The following is a 15,868-nucleotide window of genomic DNA, read 5'->3' as shown; positions in this document are numbered from 1 at the left end:
GCCACTGGTCAGGCGCGGCCGTGGGCCTGCCTGCTGCGGCGGCTCAACGAGTCGATCGTGACGGCGATCAGCAGGACGCCCGCGGTGACGATGTAGCGCACGTTGGAGTCCAGGCTGAGCAGCGCGAGACCGTTGGAGATCGACGTGATCACCAGCGCGCCGAGCAGTGCGGAGTACGCCGAACCGCGGCCGCCGAACAGGCTGGTGCCGCCGATGACGGCCGACGCGATCGCGTTCAGGTTCACGTCCGTCCCGCCGCTGGCCTGGCCGACCGCGACCAGCCGGGCGGCGGCCAGGATGCCGCCGACCGCGGCGAACGTGGTGCAGGCCGCGAAGACCGTCAGGTAGATCATCCGCACGTTGATACCCGCCCGGCGCGCCGCCTCCACGTTGCCGCCGACCGCGAACACCGCGCGGCCCCAGCGGGTCCGCCGGACGGCGAGGTCGGTGACCACCACCAGGGCGAGGAACAGCAGGAACATCGACGAGACGCCGCGGTCGCCGTTCAGCACCACGACGGGGATCAGCAGCACCACCGCGAGCCCGGCGGCCTTCAGCGCGATCACCGAGGTCGGCGCGGCGGACAGCCCGGCGGCGGCCCGCGCGCCGCGGCCCTGCAGGCGGCTCAGCGTGTACGCGACCACGACGAGCGCGACCAGCGCGTAGGCCAGCGCGGGGGAGAGGAAGCTGCGGGTCGCGAAGCCGACCAGCGCGGAGTCGTACGGCAGGTTGATCGTGCCGTCCTTGCCGAGCACCAGCAGTTGCAGGCCGAGGAACCCGAGCAGGCCGGCGAGCGTGATGACGAAGCTCGGTACGCCGAAACGCGTGTAGAGCAGGCCGTAGAACAGCCCGATCAGCACGCCGAGCGCGACACCCGCGACCAGGGAGAGCACGATCGGCCAGCCGCCGTTCACGAACGTGACGCCGACCAGCGCGGCCGCCACGCCGCTGACCGAGCCGACCGACAGGTCGATCTCGCCGAGCAGCAGGACCAGAACGATGCCCAGGGCAATCACACCGACCGACGTGGTCTGCAGGGTGAGGTTGACCAGGTTGCGGCTGGACAGGAACGAGCTGTTCGCGATCTGGAAGACCGCCCAGATGATCACCAGGCCGACGACCACCGGGACCGAGCCCAGGTCGCCGGATCGCAGCCGGGCGGTGAAGGCCGAGATGGCGCCGCCGACCCCGCTGGTCGCGATCAGGCGCTCGTCCTGCAGGTCGGCCGGAAGCTGGGCCGAGTCTTGTACGCTCATGATTCCTCCCGGCTCCGGCGCGCGGCGCGTTCGGAGACGGCGTTGTCGGTGGCGCCGGTGATGGCGGCGATGATGTCCTGCGTCCGGGTCTCGCTGACCACGAAGACGCCGTTGTTGCGGCCGAGGCGCAGTACGGCGACCCGGTCGGCGACCGCCATCACGTCGGCCATGTTGTGGCTGATCAGGATCACCGCGAGGCCGCGTTCGCGCAGCCGCTCGACCAGGTTGAGCACCTCGGCGGTCTGAGCCACGCCGAGCGCGGCCGTCGGCTCGTCCAGCATCACGACCTTCGGCCGGCCGAGCAGGCTGCGCGCGATCGCGACGGTCTGCCGCTGGCCGCCGGACAGGCTGGCCACCGGGATCCGGACCGACGGGATCTTCGCGGACAGCTGGCGGAGCAGCTCCCAGGACTGCCGCTCCATCTCGACCTCGTCGAGCATCCGGCCCTTCCGCAGCTCGCGGCCGAGGTACAGGTTCGCGACCACGTCCAGGTTGTCGCACAGCGCCAGGTCCTGGAACACGGTGGCGATACCGAGCTGCTGCGCCTCGGCGGGGCTGCCGACCCGGACCGGGCGGCCGTCGAAGACCATCGTCCCGTCGTCGGCGGTGTAGACGCCGGCGATGGTCTTCACCAGCGTCGACTTGCCGGCGCCGTTGTCGCCGACCAGTGCCAGCACCTCACCGGCCCGTACGTCCAGCTCGATGTTCTTCAGCGCCTGCACGGCGCCGAACCGCTTGGAGATTCCCTGCAGCGTCAGCACCGTGCCGGCGCCGACGTCGGGCGGAGCCGGGGTCGCGGGTGGGGTCACAGTCACTGGATCAGCCTCCTGGGCTCGACGTGTGGTTCAAGCATGCGCCCCCCGCACCTCACTGCGGGGGGCGCACGCCACGGGGCGGGTCAGTTGGTGCTCAGGCCTGCGGCGGTGCAGGCGGCGGCGAAGGACGCGGTGCAGATGTCGGCGACCTTGTAGATGTTGTCCTTGACCACGGTGTCCTTGATGTTGTCCTTGGTCACCGCGACCGGGTCGAGGATCGTCGACGCGACGCCGTTCTTCTCGGTGGTGGATTCCGGCTTGCCGCCGTTCGCCAGCGCGACCGCGCCCTTGGCGGCGGCCTCGGCCTGCGGCTTGACCGCCTTGTAGATGGTCATCGCCTGGTCGCCGGCGACGATCCGCTGGATCGCGGCCAGCTCCGAGTCCTGCCCGGTGACCGGCGGCAGCGGCTGCACGCCACCGCCCTTGAGCGCCGCGATCGCGCCGCCCGCGGTGCCGTCGTTGGCGGCGTACACCCCGACCAGCCCGTTCTTGATCGCGCTGAGCTGGCCTTCCATCCAGGCCTGCGCCTTGTCCGGGCTCCAGTCCGGGGTGTCGAACTCGGCGGCGATCTTGAAGCCGCTGCCGTCGAGCACGCTGTGCGCGCCCTTCTTGAAGTCGGCGGCGTTCGGGTCGGTCGGCGAGCCGTTGATCATCGCCAGGTTGCCCGACGTCTTGCCGGCCTTCTTCAGGGTGTCGACCAGGGTCTGCGCCTGGAGCTTGCCGACGGCCTCGTTCTCGAACGAGACGTAGTAGTCGGCGTTCTCGATGAACCGGTCGTACGCGACCACCGGCACGCTCTGCGCCTTCGCGGAGTTCACCACCGCGGCGGCGGCCTTGCCGTCGACCGGGTCGAGGACCAGCACGTTCGCGCCCTGGGTGAGCGCGGCCTCGGCCTGCTGCTGTTGCTTCGCGGCGTCCTGGTCGGCGTTGCTGTAGATCAGTTCGCAGTTGCCGCAGGCCGCCTTCAGCGCCTCGGTGAACAGCGGCCGGTCGAGCGCCTCGTAGCGGGTGGTCTTGGACTCCGGCAGCAACAGCGCGATCTTCTTCGCGCTGCCTGAGCCGCTGCCTGAGCCGTTCCCGGAGTCGTCGGAGCCACAGGCCACCAGGGAGACGGCGAGGGCCGAGACCGCGATGCCGAGGCCGACGAGACGGGTTGGGGATAAGGACATATGGACTCCTTGACAGGACAGGCCCCGATTGGCCTGCCCGAAGTCAAGCTCCCCGGCGTCTTGGCGTCAAGACTTGAATTCAAGAAATAGAGATATTGGTGTGACTCAGCACCGACGCGCGGTGGATCGCGCCGACGATGTCGGCCTGGTCGCCGAGCTCCGCGGCGCGCAGTTCGACGGTCGCGGCGGCGCTCGGGATCGCGCACCGGTCGAGCGCTTCGCGAAGCGGGTCGAGGATGAGCTCACCGGCCTCGGCCATCAGGCCGCCGACCACGATCACCTCGGGATTGAGCAGGTTCACCACCCCGGCCACGGCGACGCCGACCCGGCGGCCGGCGTCCTCGATCACCCGCCGGCAGCCGAGGTCGCCGCCGAGCGCGCGGGTCACGATGTCCTTCAGCCGCAGCGGTCCGTGCGACGCGGCCAGGCTGCTGATCAGCGCCCGGGAGCCGACGAACGTGTCCAGGCAGCCGCGGTTCCCGCAGCGGCAGATCGGGCCGTTCTCGTCGATCGTGACGTGCCCGATCTCGCCCGCCGTACCCGCCGAACCGCGGAACACGTCGCCGTTGATCACGATGCCCGCGCCCACGCCGTACGAGAACTTCAGGTAGCAGCCGTTGCGGACGCCGCGCAGCGCACCGGCTTTGAGTTCGCCGAGGGCGGCCAGGTTGGCGGTGTTGTCGAGCGCGACCGGGGCGCGCAGGTAGCCGGACATCGCGTCGGCGACGTTCACTCCGCGCCAGCCGGGCAGCACCGCGTCGGATCCCGCCTCGCCGCTGACCGCGTCGACGGGCATCGGCAGCCCGAACCCGATCGCGGAGATGTCCTCGACGCCGGAGCTGACCGTCTCGGCCAGGTCGGCGAGCAGCCGGGCGGCGCGTTCCATGCCCTCGTCGGCGACGTGGTCGGCCTGCAGCGGCATCAGTTGCTGGGCGAGGACCTCGCGAGAACCGTTCGCCACCGCGACCCGGACGTCGCGCTCGCCGAACGCGACGCCGGCCAGCAGCCCGCCGCCGGACGCGAGCGAGACCAGGACGGCGCGGCGGCCGTTGCGGATGCTGCGAGAGAGGCCGACCATGCCGGCCTGGTCCAGCTCGCGCACCATGTTCGACACGGTGGCGGCGGAGAGGCCGGAGGCGGCCGCGATCTCGACCTGGGTGAGCGGGCCGTGCTGGCGGACGACCCCCAGAACGCGCTCACGGTTGGCTTCGCGCAGCGAAGTCTGCGAGCCCGGCGCAGGGCGGGTTGCGTTCATTACATAAAGATAACGGATAGCGGTGCACTCACGAGCGCGACAGTAGACCACCCTGGTCGCAGGGTGGCGGATGCAAGCGTTCACATGGCCAGGGCGAGGGCCAGCAGCGCCATCGGGAGGGCGAGTTCGACGGTCGCGCCGAGGACGTCGCCGGTCGTGCCGCCGAGGGCGCGAACGGCCCGGCGGCTGGTGAGGAGGCTGGTCGCGACAGCCAGCAGTACTGCGGTCGCGGCGCCGATCAGTACGGCGACTGCGTTGTGGGTGAGCCACACGAGCGCGAGGGTGGCGGCGAGTACTGCGGTTGTGGTGAGAGCTGCTGCGAGTGGGTGGACCGTCGCGGCGACGAACGACCCGAGGCCGTCGGGGCGGGCGGCGCGGATCGACGTACGGCAGGACCAGGGGAGGGTCAGGCGGCTCGCGGTGGTGGCGATCGCCACTGCCTGCCAGCCGAAGCCTGCGTCCAGGCAGGCAGTGAGGGCTGCGACGTCGAGGAGCAGCACGGCGAGGATCGCGAGGACGCCGAACGGGCCGATGTCGCTCTGCTTCATGATCCGCAGCATGGTCTCGCGATCCCGCCGCGACCCGAGCGCGTCCGCGAAGTCAGCCAGCCCGTCCAGATGCAGCCCGCCCGACAGGCCCGCCACGACCAGCACCCCGAGCACCGCCGCCAGCAGCTCCGCCTCCGGCTGCACAACCTGAGCCAGGGCGACTACCCCCGCGGCGATGCCACCCACCAGCACCCCGACAGCCGGCGCGAGCACCATCGCACGCCCACCCACCACCCGATCAACCCGCCCTGGCACCCCCGCGGGCAGCACCGTGAGCGTCCCGACCGAAAGCCTTGCAGCGTCCGCCCAGGAGCCAACGCGTGGTGCTTCGGACGTCATGTGAGGGGGAGGGTCCGGCCGGCGATGGTCCAGAGGACCTCGTCGGAGGCGAGGGAGATGGTGGTGTTGAGGCGGCCCATCAGGTCGCGGAAGAGGCGGGTGCCGGGGTCGGCAGGGACGATGCCGGAGCCCACGTCGTTGCTGACGGCAACCACGCGGCGAGGCGTCGACGACCACGCGGTGGCCAGGGTCGCGATCCGGTCCTCGACCAGGTCGGCGCGGGTGAGTTCGGACCAGACCTGCAGCTCGTCCATCGTGCGGGACAGCCACAGCGTGAGGCAGTCGATCAGCAGCGGCGGGCCGGGGGAACTGAGCAGCGGGACCAGGTCGATCGTCTCGGCGAGGCCCCACGACGCCGGCCGGCGGGCGCGGTGCTTCGCGACCCGCTCGGCCCATTCGGCGTTCCCGGCGTCGTCCCCGCCGGTGGCGACGTACACGACGCCGGGCACCGCGGACAGCAACCGCTCGGCCGCGATCGACTTGCCGGACCGGGCCCCACCGAGCACCAACGTGCGCTGATCAGATTGCGGTTGGGCCATGCGTCCTCCCGGACTCGAAAACCACCGGCGCCTCGAACGCCGCCTTCCGCGCCGTCCGCCGGAACGCGTTCAGGATCGGCCGCCCGAGCACCAGCACCAGCACCGCGCACAGGATCCCGCGCGGGATGTCCCATCCCAGCGACGTCGCGACGACGAACAGGAAGTACCGGTGCAGGTTGTCCACCAGCGCGTCGCCGGGAACGAACGAGAAGTCGCTGCCGAACGTCGCGTACGGCCAGAACCACAGGTTCATCACCACGCCGTACAGCACCCCCGATACCAGCGAGTACGCCGCCAGCAGCAGCAACTCCAGCCGACCGCCGACCCGCGGCAGCAGCCCGGCCAGGCACCCGACCCATGCGCACGCGAACATCTGGAACGGCATCCACGGCCCGACCCCGCCGCTGATCATCGCCCCGCCCAGCAACGACACCGCCCCGAGCACGAACCCGAACCCGGCCCCGAACGCCCGTCCCGCCAGCACCAGCAGGAAGAACCCCGGCTCGAGCCCCGCCGTACCCGGCCCCAACGCCCGCAGCGCCGCGCCGACCGCGGCGAGCATGCCGACCAGCGAGATCACCTTCGCGTCGATCCCCGCCTCGGACAGCTCCGCGAGTACGACGGCCACCAGGAGCGGCAGCAGCAGTACGAACAACCACGGCGCGTCGGTGGTGTGCCCGATCGCCGACTCACCCACCTGCGACGTCTGCAGGAACAGCGGCCAGGCAAACGCCAGCACACCGACCAGCGACGCGACCAGCAATGCCGTCGTACTGCGGGGCTTGAAACGGATCAGCTTCACGATGCGCGGTCCAGGGCGTCAGCGACCTCGCCGACCGTCAGGAACGGCAGCGGCGCCAGGATCTTCGCCACCTGCGGCGCGAACGCCGGTGACCCCGCGATCACCTCGGCCGTCTCCCCGTCGCTCACCAGCTCACCCTCGGCGAGCACCATGACCCGGGTGGCGACTTCGGCCACCATCTCGACGTCATGTGTCGACAGCACCACCGCATGCCCGACAGCGGCCAGCTCCCGCAGGATCGCGACCAGTCGCCGTTTCGCCCCGTAGTCCAGCCCACGCGTCGGCTCGTCCAGCAACAGCAGCGGCGGAGCACCACACAGTACGACGGCCAAGGCCAGGCAGAGGCGCTGTCCCTCGGACAGGTCGCGCGGGTGTACGTCGAGCGGCACGTCCGGAGCCAGCCGCTCCAGGATCGCGCGGCAGCTCCCTGACGGCACCTTGAAGTCGGAGTCCGCGCCGGCGCACTCGTCCGCGACCGTGGCGGCGTACAGCAGATCTGCAGGCTCCTGCGGAACCAGCCCGACCGCCTTGACCAGCTGCTTCGGCTTGGCCCGGCTCGGATCGTTGCCGCCCGCGGTCACCGTACCGGAGCGCACCGGCACGATCCCGACCAGTGCGTTGAGCAGCGTCGACTTGCCGGCGCCGTTGCGACCCATCAGCGCGACGACCTCACCAGCCTTGATACTCAGCGACACCCCGCGCAGAGCAGTCACAGCGCCGTAGCCGACGACCAGGTCGTTGCAGCGCGCCAGCTCGGCACCAAGCGCCGCACCAGGCCGTGCTGGAGCTGCGGAGTCCAGCCGGCCTCGTAGCGCGACCGCGGCGCGCCGGGCGTCCCGCACAGAGAGGGGGAGCGGTGACCAACCAGCCAGCCGTCCCAGCTCCACGACCGGCGGAGCGACCGGTGCGGTGACCATGCGCTCGGCCGGCAAGCCGGTCGACACAGCAGCGGCACCACCGGGTACTTCGATCACGCGGTCGGCGTACTGGATCACCCGCTCCAGCCGGTGCTCCGCCATCACCACGGTGACGCCGAGGTCGTGCACAAGCCGCTGGAGCGCAGCCAGCACCTCCTCCGCCGCCTGGGGGTCCAGGGCCGAGGTGGGCTCGTCCAGCACCAGTACGGCGGGATGCGAGGTGAGGGCGGCGCCGATCGCGGTGCGCTGCCGCTGACCGCCCGACAGCGACGTCAGCGCCCGGTCGCGGACATCGGCCAGGCCGAGCAGGTCCAGTGTCTCCTCGACGCGCCGGCGCATCACGTCCGGCGCCACGCCGAGCGACTCCATGCTGTATGCCAGTTCGTCCTCGACGGTGTCGGTGACGAACCCGGCCATCGGGTCCTGCCCGACCATCCCCACGACATCCGCGAGGTCACGCGGCCGGTACTCACGCGTGTCGCGCCCGTCGACGAGCACGCGGCCGGCCAGCGTTCCGCCGGTGAAGTGCGGCACGAGGCCGTTGATTGCCCGCAGCAACGTCGACTTGCCCGACCCGGTCCGCCCGATCACCAGCGCGAGCTCGCCCTCCGGCACGGTGAAGCTCACGTCCGCGAGCGCGGGCTCGCGCGCACCGTCGTACGTCATGGTCACGTGGTCGAACTCGATCATGCGACCGCCTTCTTCAGGGGAGGTGCTGCCAGGGCGGGCGCCAGGCCGATCAGTACGCCGACCACTGGCAGCACCGGTACCGGTGGAACGACCAACGGGCCGGCCAGCAGCAGGCCGTTCACACCGAGGACCGCTGCGGTCACCATGGCCCCGGCTGCGACCGCCCCAGCTGCGACGACCAGCCACTCTGGCAGTGCCCACGGGTCGGGGCGGTAGCGCGTCCGCGACACCCGCTGCCGACCGATTGCCATCGCGGCGACCGCCAGGAGTACGCCGACGGCCAGCGCACCCGCAGCGAGCGGGAACACCATGGAATCGGTCAGCAACGCGTAGACACCGAGCAGGATCCCCAGTAGTCCCAGCAACACACACAGCGCGGTGATGCGACGCTGAGCACGAGGTGCCTGCGCCGTACGGCCGTAGCCACGTGAGTCCATTGCTGCCGCCAGCTCGACCGACCTGTCCAGCGCGCCTTCCAGCACCGGCATGGCCGTCGTACGGAAGGAGGCGCGGGTGCGGCCGCGCAGCCGTCGCGCGGCGCGCACGCGGCGGCCGTCCGTCACCAGCTGTGGCGCGAAGGTCAGCGCGACCACGCAGGCCACGCCCATCTCGTAGAGGGCCCCCGGCAACGACTTCAGCAGCCGTCGCGGGCTGGCCAGTGCGTTGGCCGCACCGACGCAGCAGAGCATGACGGCGAGCTGACCGCCGTCGTACAGCGCGGTGACCAGTGCCTCCGCAGTGACCTGACCGCCGAGCTTGACCCCCGCAGCCCAGTCAGGCAACGGAATCTGCGGCAGTGTGAACAAGACCGTGTTGCCCTGCGAGCGGGTCGACAGCAGCGCCTGCAGCACCACGCGGACGCCGATGACCAGCAGGCCGAGCTTGAGGAACGCAGTGAAGCTGTGAGCCCACGGGGCATCGCTCCGGCGCGCCGACACGACGAAACCGGTCACCGCGAGGATGAGGACCAGCAGAACCGGGTTGCGCGTCCTGCTGGCCGCTACCGCCATGCAGAGCGCCCACAACCACCAGGCCCCCGGGTGAAGTGCCCGGGGGAGTGTGAGGTTGTGTACGGCGCGCATCTACTTCGCGGCGCTACGCCGACGGCTGAGGACCAGCCCGCCACCGGCCAGGACCAGAACGACGACCGCCGCGATGACGATGCCGGTCCACGGCGCGCCGCCCTCGTCGGACGACGACGAGGAGGAGGCCGGCGGCGTGGCGGTGGAGCCGACCGCCTGGCCGATCTGCAGCGTCACGGGCGCGTCGGTGGCCGGCACCTTGATGTCCTTCACCGGATCGCCGCAGCCCTTCGACGGGTACCCAGCGATCCCGCAGGTCAGGCCCTTCTCGATCCGGACCGGTGCGACCGCGGCCAGCACCTGTGCGCCGGTCGCCGTCGGGGCGGTCACCACGCAGGTACCGGTCGCGGGGCCGGGGGTCTCACCGCTGACGGCGTCCTCCGGCGTTCCCGGGTCGACGACCAGCGCCACCCGCTTCTTGCCGGTCTCCGCGGGGGTCTTGCCGCAGATCGCCTCGAAGTCGCCCGCGGCGCGCGGCACCCGCGGCTTGGCGCCGCCGACGGCGTACCGCCAGCCCTCCACGGTCCCGTCGGCCGGGACGAAGGCGTCGGCGCCCTTCTGTGAGAAGGCCCACTGGCCGTTGGTCCACTGGTAGTAGCCCCAGAAGCGGTACCCGTCCTCGGCCTGGGCGGTGCTGGTGGCGACGGTCCCCGCCAGCAGGAGACCCGCCAGCAGGCTGAGGACCAGTCGTACGGTCCGGCGATATGCAGTCATTGTCGTTCCTCGGTCGGGCCGCAGCCCGGTGGAGGAGGTCCCGCCTGCACCGGCAGGGTAGGGGCTCCACCCGCGGGCCACGGCGGGTAGTCGAGCCTGACCGTCCGCGTCACAGTGTTCCGGCTCGCCACCTCGCGGTGGCCTACGGTTGCGGGTCAGCGCCGGACTCGGACCGGCTTCCCTGTGACGCGGACGTGTGGTTCGACCGAAGCTTACTCTGCCGAGGACAGGCTCATGGGGCCGTAGACCTCGCGGCCGTCCTCGAGCAGGTAGACCTGCCCGACACCGCGGTCCGCCAGGTCCCGCCAGACCTCACCCAGCCAGCTCTCCGCGTCGCCCTGGGCCGAGAACTCGGCGCCGCCGACCTCGCCCGGGTCGACCAGCGCGCCGGACGTCGTCTCGAACCGCCAGCTCCAGCTCATGAGTTCGGCCGCTTCTGCGGGGCGTTCTGCGCGGTCTTCGCCGGGTCCTTCTCGACGATGTGGCCGAGCACCTCGTCGATCGACTTCAGCAGGTCGTCCTCCAGCTTCACGCCGGAGGCCTTCACGTTCTCGATCACCTGCTCGGGCCGGGAGGCGCCGATGATCGCCGAGGACACGTTGGAGTTCTGCAGCACCCACGCGATGGCCAGCTGGGACAGCGACAGGCCGGCCTGGTCGGCGAGCGGCTTGAGCTCCTGCACCCGGGTCAGCACGTCGTCCGTGAGGAACCGCCGGATGAAGTTCGACCCGTTGGCGTCGGTCGCCCGGGAGCCCTCCGGCGGCTGCTGGCCGGGCAGGTACTTGCCGGTGAGCACGCCCTGCGCGATCGGCGAGAACACCACTTGGCCGATGCCGAGCTCCTCCGAGGCCGGGACCACCTCGGCCTCGATCACCCGCCAGAGCATGCTGTACTGCGGCTGGTTCGACACGAACGGGATCCGCAGCTCGCGGGCCAGCCGGTGCCCCTCCTGCAGCTGCTCCGCCGTCCACTCCGACACGCCGATGTACAGCGCCTTGCCCTGCCGGACGACGTCGGCGAAGGCCTCCATCGTCTCCTCGAGCGGCGTCTCGGTGTCGAACCGGTGCGCCTGGTACAGGTCGACGTAGTCGGTGCCGAGCCGCTTCAGCGAGCCGTTGATCGACTCGTGGATGTGCTTGCGGGACAGGCCGGTGTCGTTCGGTCCGCCGGGACCGGTCGGCCAGTACACCTTGGTGAAGATCTCCAGCGACTCGCGGCGCTCACCGGCCAGCGCCTCGCCGAGCACCGACTCGGCCTTGGTGTTCGCGTAGGTGTCGGCGGTGTCGAACGTCGTGATGCCGGCCTCCAGGGCCGCCCGCACACAGGCCCTGGCCTGCTCGTTCTCCACCTGCGAGCCGTGCGTCAGCCAGTTGCCGTACGAGATCTCACTGACCTTGAGACCACTGTTGCCGAGAAAGCGGAAGTCCATACCCCGACCCTACCGTCAGCCGGGCGGAGTCAGGACGGCTTCTCGCCGCGCTTCACCATCGGCTTCGGCAGCCGCCAGCGGCGCATCTGCATGGTCCGCCGGACGGCGTAGAACCCGAGGCCCTTGGTGGACTCGTTCGGGAACTTGACCGCCACCTGCTTCTTCAGGCCCGCGGTGAGCAGGAACCAGTCCGCCGCGATCAGCAGGATCATGAACAGGAACAGCAGGTTCACCATCCCGGCCAGCCACGGGAACTGCGGGGAGAACACGACGCCGACCAGCGAGACCACCAGCAGCACCGGGAGCGCGAACTCCATCACCGAGTAGCGGGCGTCCACGTAGTCCCGGGCGAACCGCCGGACCGGGCCCTTGTCGGTGGCCGGCAGGTACCGGTCGTCGCCGGTCTGCATGGCCGTCTGCATCTTGGCCCGCTCGGTGCGCATCTTCTCCCGCCGGATGGCCGAGGCCTCCTTGCGGTTGCGCGGCTTCTTGAACGCGGCCTTGCGGGCCGCCTCCGCTTCCTTGCGGCTCGGAGTGGGCCGGCCCTTGCCCCCCGGCTTGCCCTGGGGCTCGGCGGGTACGGTGGTAGCTGTCTCAGACTTGGTACGACGGAACACGGGGTCAGAACCTCATTCGCACGGGCAGGTCGCGACTCGGGGTGGTCCCCGGACCTGGGTACCACTTTATCGGGGCCTGTCCTGATGGTGTGGTGACCCGTGGGGACATAGGGTGGATGACACGCACGCCGGGTCGTCACTCCGGCACAGAAGGGGTACGGATATCGATGAGCATCTTCAAGCGGATGTCGACGATCTTCAAGGCCAAGGCGAACACCGCCCTGGACAAGGCCGAGGATCCTCGCGAAACCCTTGACTACTCGTATCAGAAGCAGCTCGAGCTGTTGCAGAAGGTACGGCGGGGCGTGGCCGACGTGGCCACCAGCCGGAAGCGGGTGGAGCTGCAGGCCTCCCAGCTGCAGGCCCAGTCGGCCAAGCTGCAGGAGCAGGCGCAGAAGGCGCTCTCGATGGGCCGCGAGGACCTGGCCCGCGAGGCCCTGACCCGCAAGTCCGGGCTGCAGGGCCAGATCGACGACCTGCAGACCCAGCACGCCCAGTTGCAGGGCGAGGAGGAGAAGCTCACGCTCGCCTCCCAGCGGCTGCAGGCCAAGGTCGAGTCCTTCCGGACCCGCAAGGAGACCATCAAGGCCACCTACACGGCGGCCGAGGCGCAGACCCGGATCAACGAGGCCTTCTCCGGCATCTCCGAGGAGATGAGCGACGTCGGCCTGGCGGTCCAGCGCGCCGAGGACAAGACCCAGCAGATGCAGGCCCGGGCCGGCGCGATCGACGAGCTGCTCGCCTCCGGCGCGCTCGACGACGCCTCCGGCACCAACAAGGACAGCATCACCCTCGAGCTGGAGCGGATGTCGTCCGGCTCCGACGTCGAGAACGAGCTGGCCGCGATGAAGGCCCAGCTGTCCGGCGGCGGCGCGCCGAAGCAGCTGTCCGGTGAGGCCCAGCAGTCCGCCCAGCAGCCCGCCCAGCCAGTGCAGCAGCCGGCTACGCAGCCCGCGTCGGAGCCGGCGCGACCTCAGGACGGAGACGTGCGGTGATCGTTCGCATCATGGGTGAGGGCCAGTGGCGACTGGCCGACGACAAGCTCGACGCGCTGAACGCCGTCGACGGCGACCTGGAGAAGGCCGTGTCGTCCGGCGACGAGGCGGCGTACCAGTCCGCCTTCGCCGCCCTGCTGGACTTCGTCCGGGCCGGTGACCGGCTGCCGGACGACGAGCTGCACGACTCCGACGCGATCCTGCCCCCGTCGGACAGCTCGCTCGCCGAGATGCGCGAGCTGATCAGCGGCGACGGCCTGATCGCCGGCTGACGTCGATCCCGCGCAGATCGTCCGTCCCCGACCCGGCGGCTGATCACCAGCGGTAGCTGTTCCTGAACCCCCGGGACCCGTAACGGGCCCCGGGGGTCTGTCGTTCCTACTTTGGTTTCGTGGACATGAACAGGGTCGTGTTGCACCTGTTTTCCGCTGCGTCCGCGTAGTACTGTCTGGTTCACGCCGTTGTGGGGGCGGCGTTTGGACGAGGTCCGTGACGGGGTGTGGGTTGGTCACGGGTTTCGGTTTTCACCTGTGGGGGGTGACTGTGCGTGACTGAATCTGTCATGTCCGAGGGGTTGGCCGAACCGGCTGACCTACGGCCGGCGCCTTCGGGGGATCGTCGCCGGCCGGTCTGGGTGGTACCGGACGAGGTGCCCGCGGTGCTGCCGCGCTCGGCCCGGTACACCGAGGCGCGCTGGGTGGCGAAGTATCGCCGGGCCGCGCTGGCGGCCGACCTGGGCGCCGCGGCGATCGGGGCCGCGCTGGCCCTGGTCACCCGTTTCGGTGCCCAGATCAACCTCGGGTACGTCGTACTGGGGGCGCTGCTGCCGATCGCCTGGATCGCCTGCGTGGCCCTGCAACGGGGCTACGAGACGCGGTACTTCGGCACCGGGCCGGAGGAGTTCCGCTCGATCATCCGGGCCGCGGTCGCGCTGACCGCGCTGATCGCGATCACGTCGTACGCGACCAAGAGCGAGGTCGCCCGCGGCTTCGTGGTGCTGGCGGTGCCGATGACCTGCCTGGCGGCGATGGTCGGCCGCTGGATCCTGCACCGGCAGATCTCCTGGCGGCGGTTCGCCGGCCGGTGCATGCGCCGGGTACTCGTTGTCGGGCGCAACGACCAGGTGACGACGCTGAAGCGGCATCTGGAGGAGCGGCCGGCCGACGGGTACGTCGTGGTGGCGAGCTGCCTGCCGCGCGGCGACGTCTTCGACGAGCCGGAGTTCGAGCGGCTGGGCCGGACCGAGATGGACATCCTGGCCGGCGTCGACCAGTACGACGTCGAGGTGGTCGCGGTGGCCGCCGACCCGGAGCTCGCCGGGCACTCGCTGCGCAAGCTGTCCTGGGCGCTCGAGCAGCGCGGCGTCGAGCTGATCGTGTCGCCGGGCATCGTCGAGGTGGCCGGCCCGCGGATCTCGATCCGGCCGGTCGCCGGGCTTTCGCTGCTGCACCTGGAGCGGCCGTCGGTGAGTGGCGGGCCGCACGTGCTGAAGAGCATCTTCGACCGGGTGGTCGGCTGCCTGCTGCTGATCGCGGTGGCCCCGATCCTGCTGGTCACCGCGATCCTGGTGAAGCTCACCAGCCGCGGGCCGGTGCTGTTCCGGCAGACCCGCGTGGGCCGTGGCGGCGAGCAGTTCGAGATGCTGAAGTTCCGCACGATGGTGGCCGACGCCGAGGAACGCAAGGCCGACCTGCACTCGCTGAACGAAGGCAACGGGGTGCTGTTCAAGCTCCGCGACGACCCGCGGGTGACGCGGATCGGCCGCTACCTGCGGCGGTTCTCGATCGACGAGCTGCCGCAGTTGGTGAACGTGCTCCGGGGGGACATGTCACTGGTCGGCCCGCGCCCGCCGCTGCCCGCCGAGGTCGCGCAGTACGCGATCGACGACGCGCGCCGGATGCTCGTCAAGCCGGGCCTGACCGGCCTCTGGCAGGTCAGCGGGCGCAGCGACCTGACCTGGGAGGAGTCGATGCGGCTCGACCTGCGGTACGCCGACAACTGGTCGATCGCGCTGGACCTGCTGATTCTGTGGAAGACCGCCCGCGCCGTGCTGGGGAGCGACGGCGCGTACTAGGGGCGGGACGAATGCTGTGCATTCCCGAGGGGGGAATTCGTGACTGCAGTGATGGAAACGTCGGCCGAGGCACGCTCCGACGCCGCGACCCTGGTGATCCAGGCCGCGGCGGGGGACCAGGGGGCGTGGAGCCGGTTGGTCGACCACTACGCGCGGCTCGTCTGGGCCGTGACCCGCAGCTTCCGGCTGAGCGACAGCGACGCCGCTGACGTCTCGCAGATGGTCTGGCTGCGGCTGCTCGAGCACGTCAACCGCGTCGACCCCGAACGGGTCGGCGCCTGGCTGGTCGTCACCACCCGCCGCGAATGCCTGCGGGTGCTGGCGTTCCGCAAGCGGGTGCTGCTGACCTACGAGGCGACGGCGTTCGAGGACGTCGCCGGCGACCAGCCGGAGCTGGACGCCGAGCTGCTCGCCGGCGAACGCGCGGACGACGTACGCCGGGCGCTCGAGAGCCTGCCGGACCGCTGGCAGCAGCTGCTCGGCATGCTGATGGCGGACCCGCCGGCGCCGTACGCCGAGATCTCCGCGACGATCGGCATCCCGATCGGCAGCATCGGCCCGATCCGCGGCCGCTGCCTGCAGAAACTCCGCCTGCTGCTTGCCTCCTGAGGCAGCAGGCCCGGTCCG

The 15,868-nt window shown here is 70.8% G+C and carries 17 protein-coding genes and 1 riboswitch; of the genes, 4 read left to right on the top strand and 13 right to left on the bottom strand.

Annotated elements, in window-relative coordinates; translation table 11 throughout:
- Positions 1–8: 8 nt before the first annotated feature.
- The 13 genes from ABN611_RS38525 to ABN611_RS38465 form a co-directional block, all read right to left on the bottom strand.
- Complete coding sequence (locus tag ABN611_RS38525) at positions 9–1,256, bottom strand: sugar ABC transporter permease (RefSeq protein ID WP_350277248.1); 1,248 nt, start codon at positions 1,254–1,256, stop codon at positions 9–11.
- Positions 1,253–2,071: an ATP-binding cassette domain-containing protein gene (locus ABN611_RS38520; protein WP_350277247.1), complete on the bottom strand. Its 819-nt coding sequence runs from the start codon at positions 2,069–2,071 to the stop codon at positions 1,253–1,255. Before ABN611_RS38520 ends, ABN611_RS38525 begins: the two co-directional genes overlap by 4 nt.
- An 83-nt stretch (positions 2,072–2,154) precedes the next feature.
- Positions 2,155–3,240 carry a substrate-binding domain-containing protein gene (locus ABN611_RS38515; RefSeq protein WP_350277246.1) on the bottom strand — a complete coding sequence of 362 codons (1,086 nt, stop codon included), beginning with the start codon at positions 3,238–3,240 and terminating at the stop codon, positions 2,155–2,157.
- 79 nt (positions 3,241–3,319) lie between these two features.
- Positions 3,320–4,495 (bottom strand): ROK family transcriptional regulator, encoded by a 1,176-nt coding sequence (locus ABN611_RS38510; RefSeq protein ID WP_350277245.1) that lies wholly within the window; start codon positions 4,493–4,495, stop codon positions 3,320–3,322.
- A gap of 80 nt (positions 4,496–4,575) precedes the next feature.
- On the bottom strand, positions 4,576–5,382 hold the full coding sequence (locus ABN611_RS38505; RefSeq protein ID WP_350277244.1) for an adenosylcobinamide-GDP ribazoletransferase: 807 nt from the start codon (positions 5,380–5,382) through the stop codon (positions 4,576–4,578).
- Complete coding sequence (locus tag ABN611_RS38500; protein WP_350277243.1) at positions 5,379–5,921, bottom strand: bifunctional adenosylcobinamide kinase/adenosylcobinamide-phosphate guanylyltransferase; 543 nt, start codon at positions 5,919–5,921, stop codon at positions 5,379–5,381. The genes ABN611_RS38505 and ABN611_RS38500 overlap by 4 nt, the downstream gene beginning before the upstream one ends.
- Entirely contained in the window at positions 5,902–6,723 is an 822-nt protein-coding gene (locus ABN611_RS38495; protein WP_350277242.1) for an ECF transporter S component, read from the bottom strand. The genes ABN611_RS38500 and ABN611_RS38495 overlap by 20 nt, the downstream gene beginning before the upstream one ends.
- Positions 6,720–8,330: an ATP-binding cassette domain-containing protein gene (locus ABN611_RS38490; protein WP_350277241.1), complete on the bottom strand. Its 1,611-nt coding sequence runs from the start codon at positions 8,328–8,330 to the stop codon at positions 6,720–6,722. Before ABN611_RS38490 ends, ABN611_RS38495 begins: the two co-directional genes overlap by 4 nt.
- Positions 8,327–9,340: an energy-coupling factor transporter transmembrane protein EcfT gene (locus ABN611_RS38485; RefSeq protein ID WP_350277240.1), complete on the bottom strand. Its 1,014-nt coding sequence runs from the start codon at positions 9,338–9,340 to the stop codon at positions 8,327–8,329. Before ABN611_RS38485 ends, ABN611_RS38490 begins: the two co-directional genes overlap by 4 nt.
- A 72-nt stretch (positions 9,341–9,412) precedes the next feature.
- Positions 9,413–10,126, bottom strand: coding sequence for an SCO2322 family protein (locus tag ABN611_RS38480; protein WP_350277239.1), 714 nt, complete (start codon positions 10,124–10,126; stop codon positions 9,413–9,415).
- Between the two features lie 114 nt (positions 10,127–10,240).
- A riboswitch (cobalamin riboswitch) is annotated at positions 10,241–10,307 on the bottom strand.
- Between the two features lie 31 nt (positions 10,308–10,338).
- A complete protein-coding gene (locus ABN611_RS38475; protein ID WP_350277238.1) occupies positions 10,339–10,548 on the bottom strand; it encodes a hypothetical protein in 210 nt (69 codons plus the stop codon).
- On the bottom strand, positions 10,545–11,555 hold the full coding sequence (locus ABN611_RS38470; RefSeq protein ID WP_350277237.1) for an aldo/keto reductase family protein: 1,011 nt from the start codon (positions 11,553–11,555) through the stop codon (positions 10,545–10,547). The genes ABN611_RS38475 and ABN611_RS38470 overlap by 4 nt, the downstream gene beginning before the upstream one ends.
- 29 nt (positions 11,556–11,584) lie before the next feature.
- Complete coding sequence (locus ABN611_RS38465) at positions 11,585–12,172, bottom strand: DUF3043 domain-containing protein (RefSeq protein WP_350277236.1); 588 nt, start codon at positions 12,170–12,172, stop codon at positions 11,585–11,587.
- Positions 12,173–12,339: 167 nt separating this feature from the next.
- On the opposite strand from ABN611_RS38465, the gene ABN611_RS38460 reads away from it, so the two are divergent.
- The 4 genes from ABN611_RS38460 to ABN611_RS38445 all read left to right on the top strand — a co-directional run bounded on the left by ABN611_RS38460 (position 12,340) and on the right by ABN611_RS38445 (position 15,850).
- Positions 12,340–13,167, top strand: coding sequence for a PspA/IM30 family protein (locus ABN611_RS38460; protein WP_350277235.1), 828 nt, complete (start codon positions 12,340–12,342; stop codon positions 13,165–13,167).
- On the top strand, positions 13,164–13,439 hold the full coding sequence (locus ABN611_RS38455; RefSeq protein ID WP_350277234.1) for a hypothetical protein: 276 nt from the start codon (positions 13,164–13,166) through the stop codon (positions 13,437–13,439). The genes ABN611_RS38460 and ABN611_RS38455 overlap by 4 nt, the downstream gene beginning before the upstream one ends.
- Before the next feature lie 275 nt (positions 13,440–13,714).
- A complete protein-coding gene (locus ABN611_RS38450) occupies positions 13,715–15,241 on the top strand; it encodes a sugar transferase (protein WP_350277233.1) in 1,527 nt (508 codons plus the stop codon).
- Positions 15,242–15,280: 39 nt separating this feature from the next.
- Complete coding sequence (locus ABN611_RS38445; RefSeq protein ID WP_350277232.1) at positions 15,281–15,850, top strand: sigma-70 family RNA polymerase sigma factor; 570 nt, start codon at positions 15,281–15,283, stop codon at positions 15,848–15,850.
- The last annotated feature ends 18 nt before the right edge of the window (positions 15,851–15,868 follow it).

Origin of the sequence: Kribbella sp. HUAS MG21, assembly GCF_040254265.1 — a bacterium.
GTDB lineage: Bacteria > Actinomycetota > Actinomycetes > Propionibacteriales > Kribbellaceae > Kribbella.
Note: the sequence above shows the minus strand (reverse complement) of the source record. Positions and strands in the feature narration are given on the sequence as shown.

Excerpts from the sequence above, each read along its gene's own strand:
- ABN611_RS38510 (WP_350277245.1), bottom strand. The coding sequence starts at position 4,495 with ATGAACGCAACCCGCCCTGCGCCGGGCTCGCAGACTTCGCTGCGCGAA.
- ABN611_RS38505 (WP_350277244.1), bottom strand. The coding sequence starts at position 5,382 with ATGACGTCCGAAGCACCACGCGTTGGCTCCTGGGCGGACGCTGCAAGG.
- ABN611_RS38480 (WP_350277239.1), bottom strand. The coding sequence starts at position 10,126 with ATGACTGCATATCGCCGGACCGTACGACTGGTCCTCAGCCTGCTGGCG.
- ABN611_RS38500 (WP_350277243.1), bottom strand. The coding sequence starts at position 5,921 with ATGGCCCAACCGCAATCTGATCAGCGCACGTTGGTGCTCGGTGGGGCC.
- ABN611_RS38470 (WP_350277237.1), bottom strand. The coding sequence starts at position 11,555 with ATGGACTTCCGCTTTCTCGGCAACAGTGGTCTCAAGGTCAGTGAGATC.
- ABN611_RS38525 (WP_350277248.1), bottom strand. The coding sequence starts at position 1,256 with ATGAGCGTACAAGACTCGGCCCAGCTTCCGGCCGACCTGCAGGACGAG.
- ABN611_RS38490 (WP_350277241.1), bottom strand. The coding sequence starts at position 8,330 with ATGATCGAGTTCGACCACGTGACCATGACGTACGACGGTGCGCGCGAG.
- ABN611_RS38460 (WP_350277235.1), top strand. The coding sequence starts at position 12,340 with ATGAGCATCTTCAAGCGGATGTCGACGATCTTCAAGGCCAAGGCGAAC.
- ABN611_RS38475 (WP_350277238.1), bottom strand. The coding sequence starts at position 10,548 with ATGAGCTGGAGCTGGCGGTTCGAGACGACGTCCGGCGCGCTGGTCGAC.
- ABN611_RS38515 (WP_350277246.1), bottom strand. The coding sequence starts at position 3,240 with ATGTCCTTATCCCCAACCCGTCTCGTCGGCCTCGGCATCGCGGTCTCG.
- ABN611_RS38485 (WP_350277240.1), bottom strand. The coding sequence starts at position 9,340 with ATGGCGGTAGCGGCCAGCAGGACGCGCAACCCGGTTCTGCTGGTCCTC.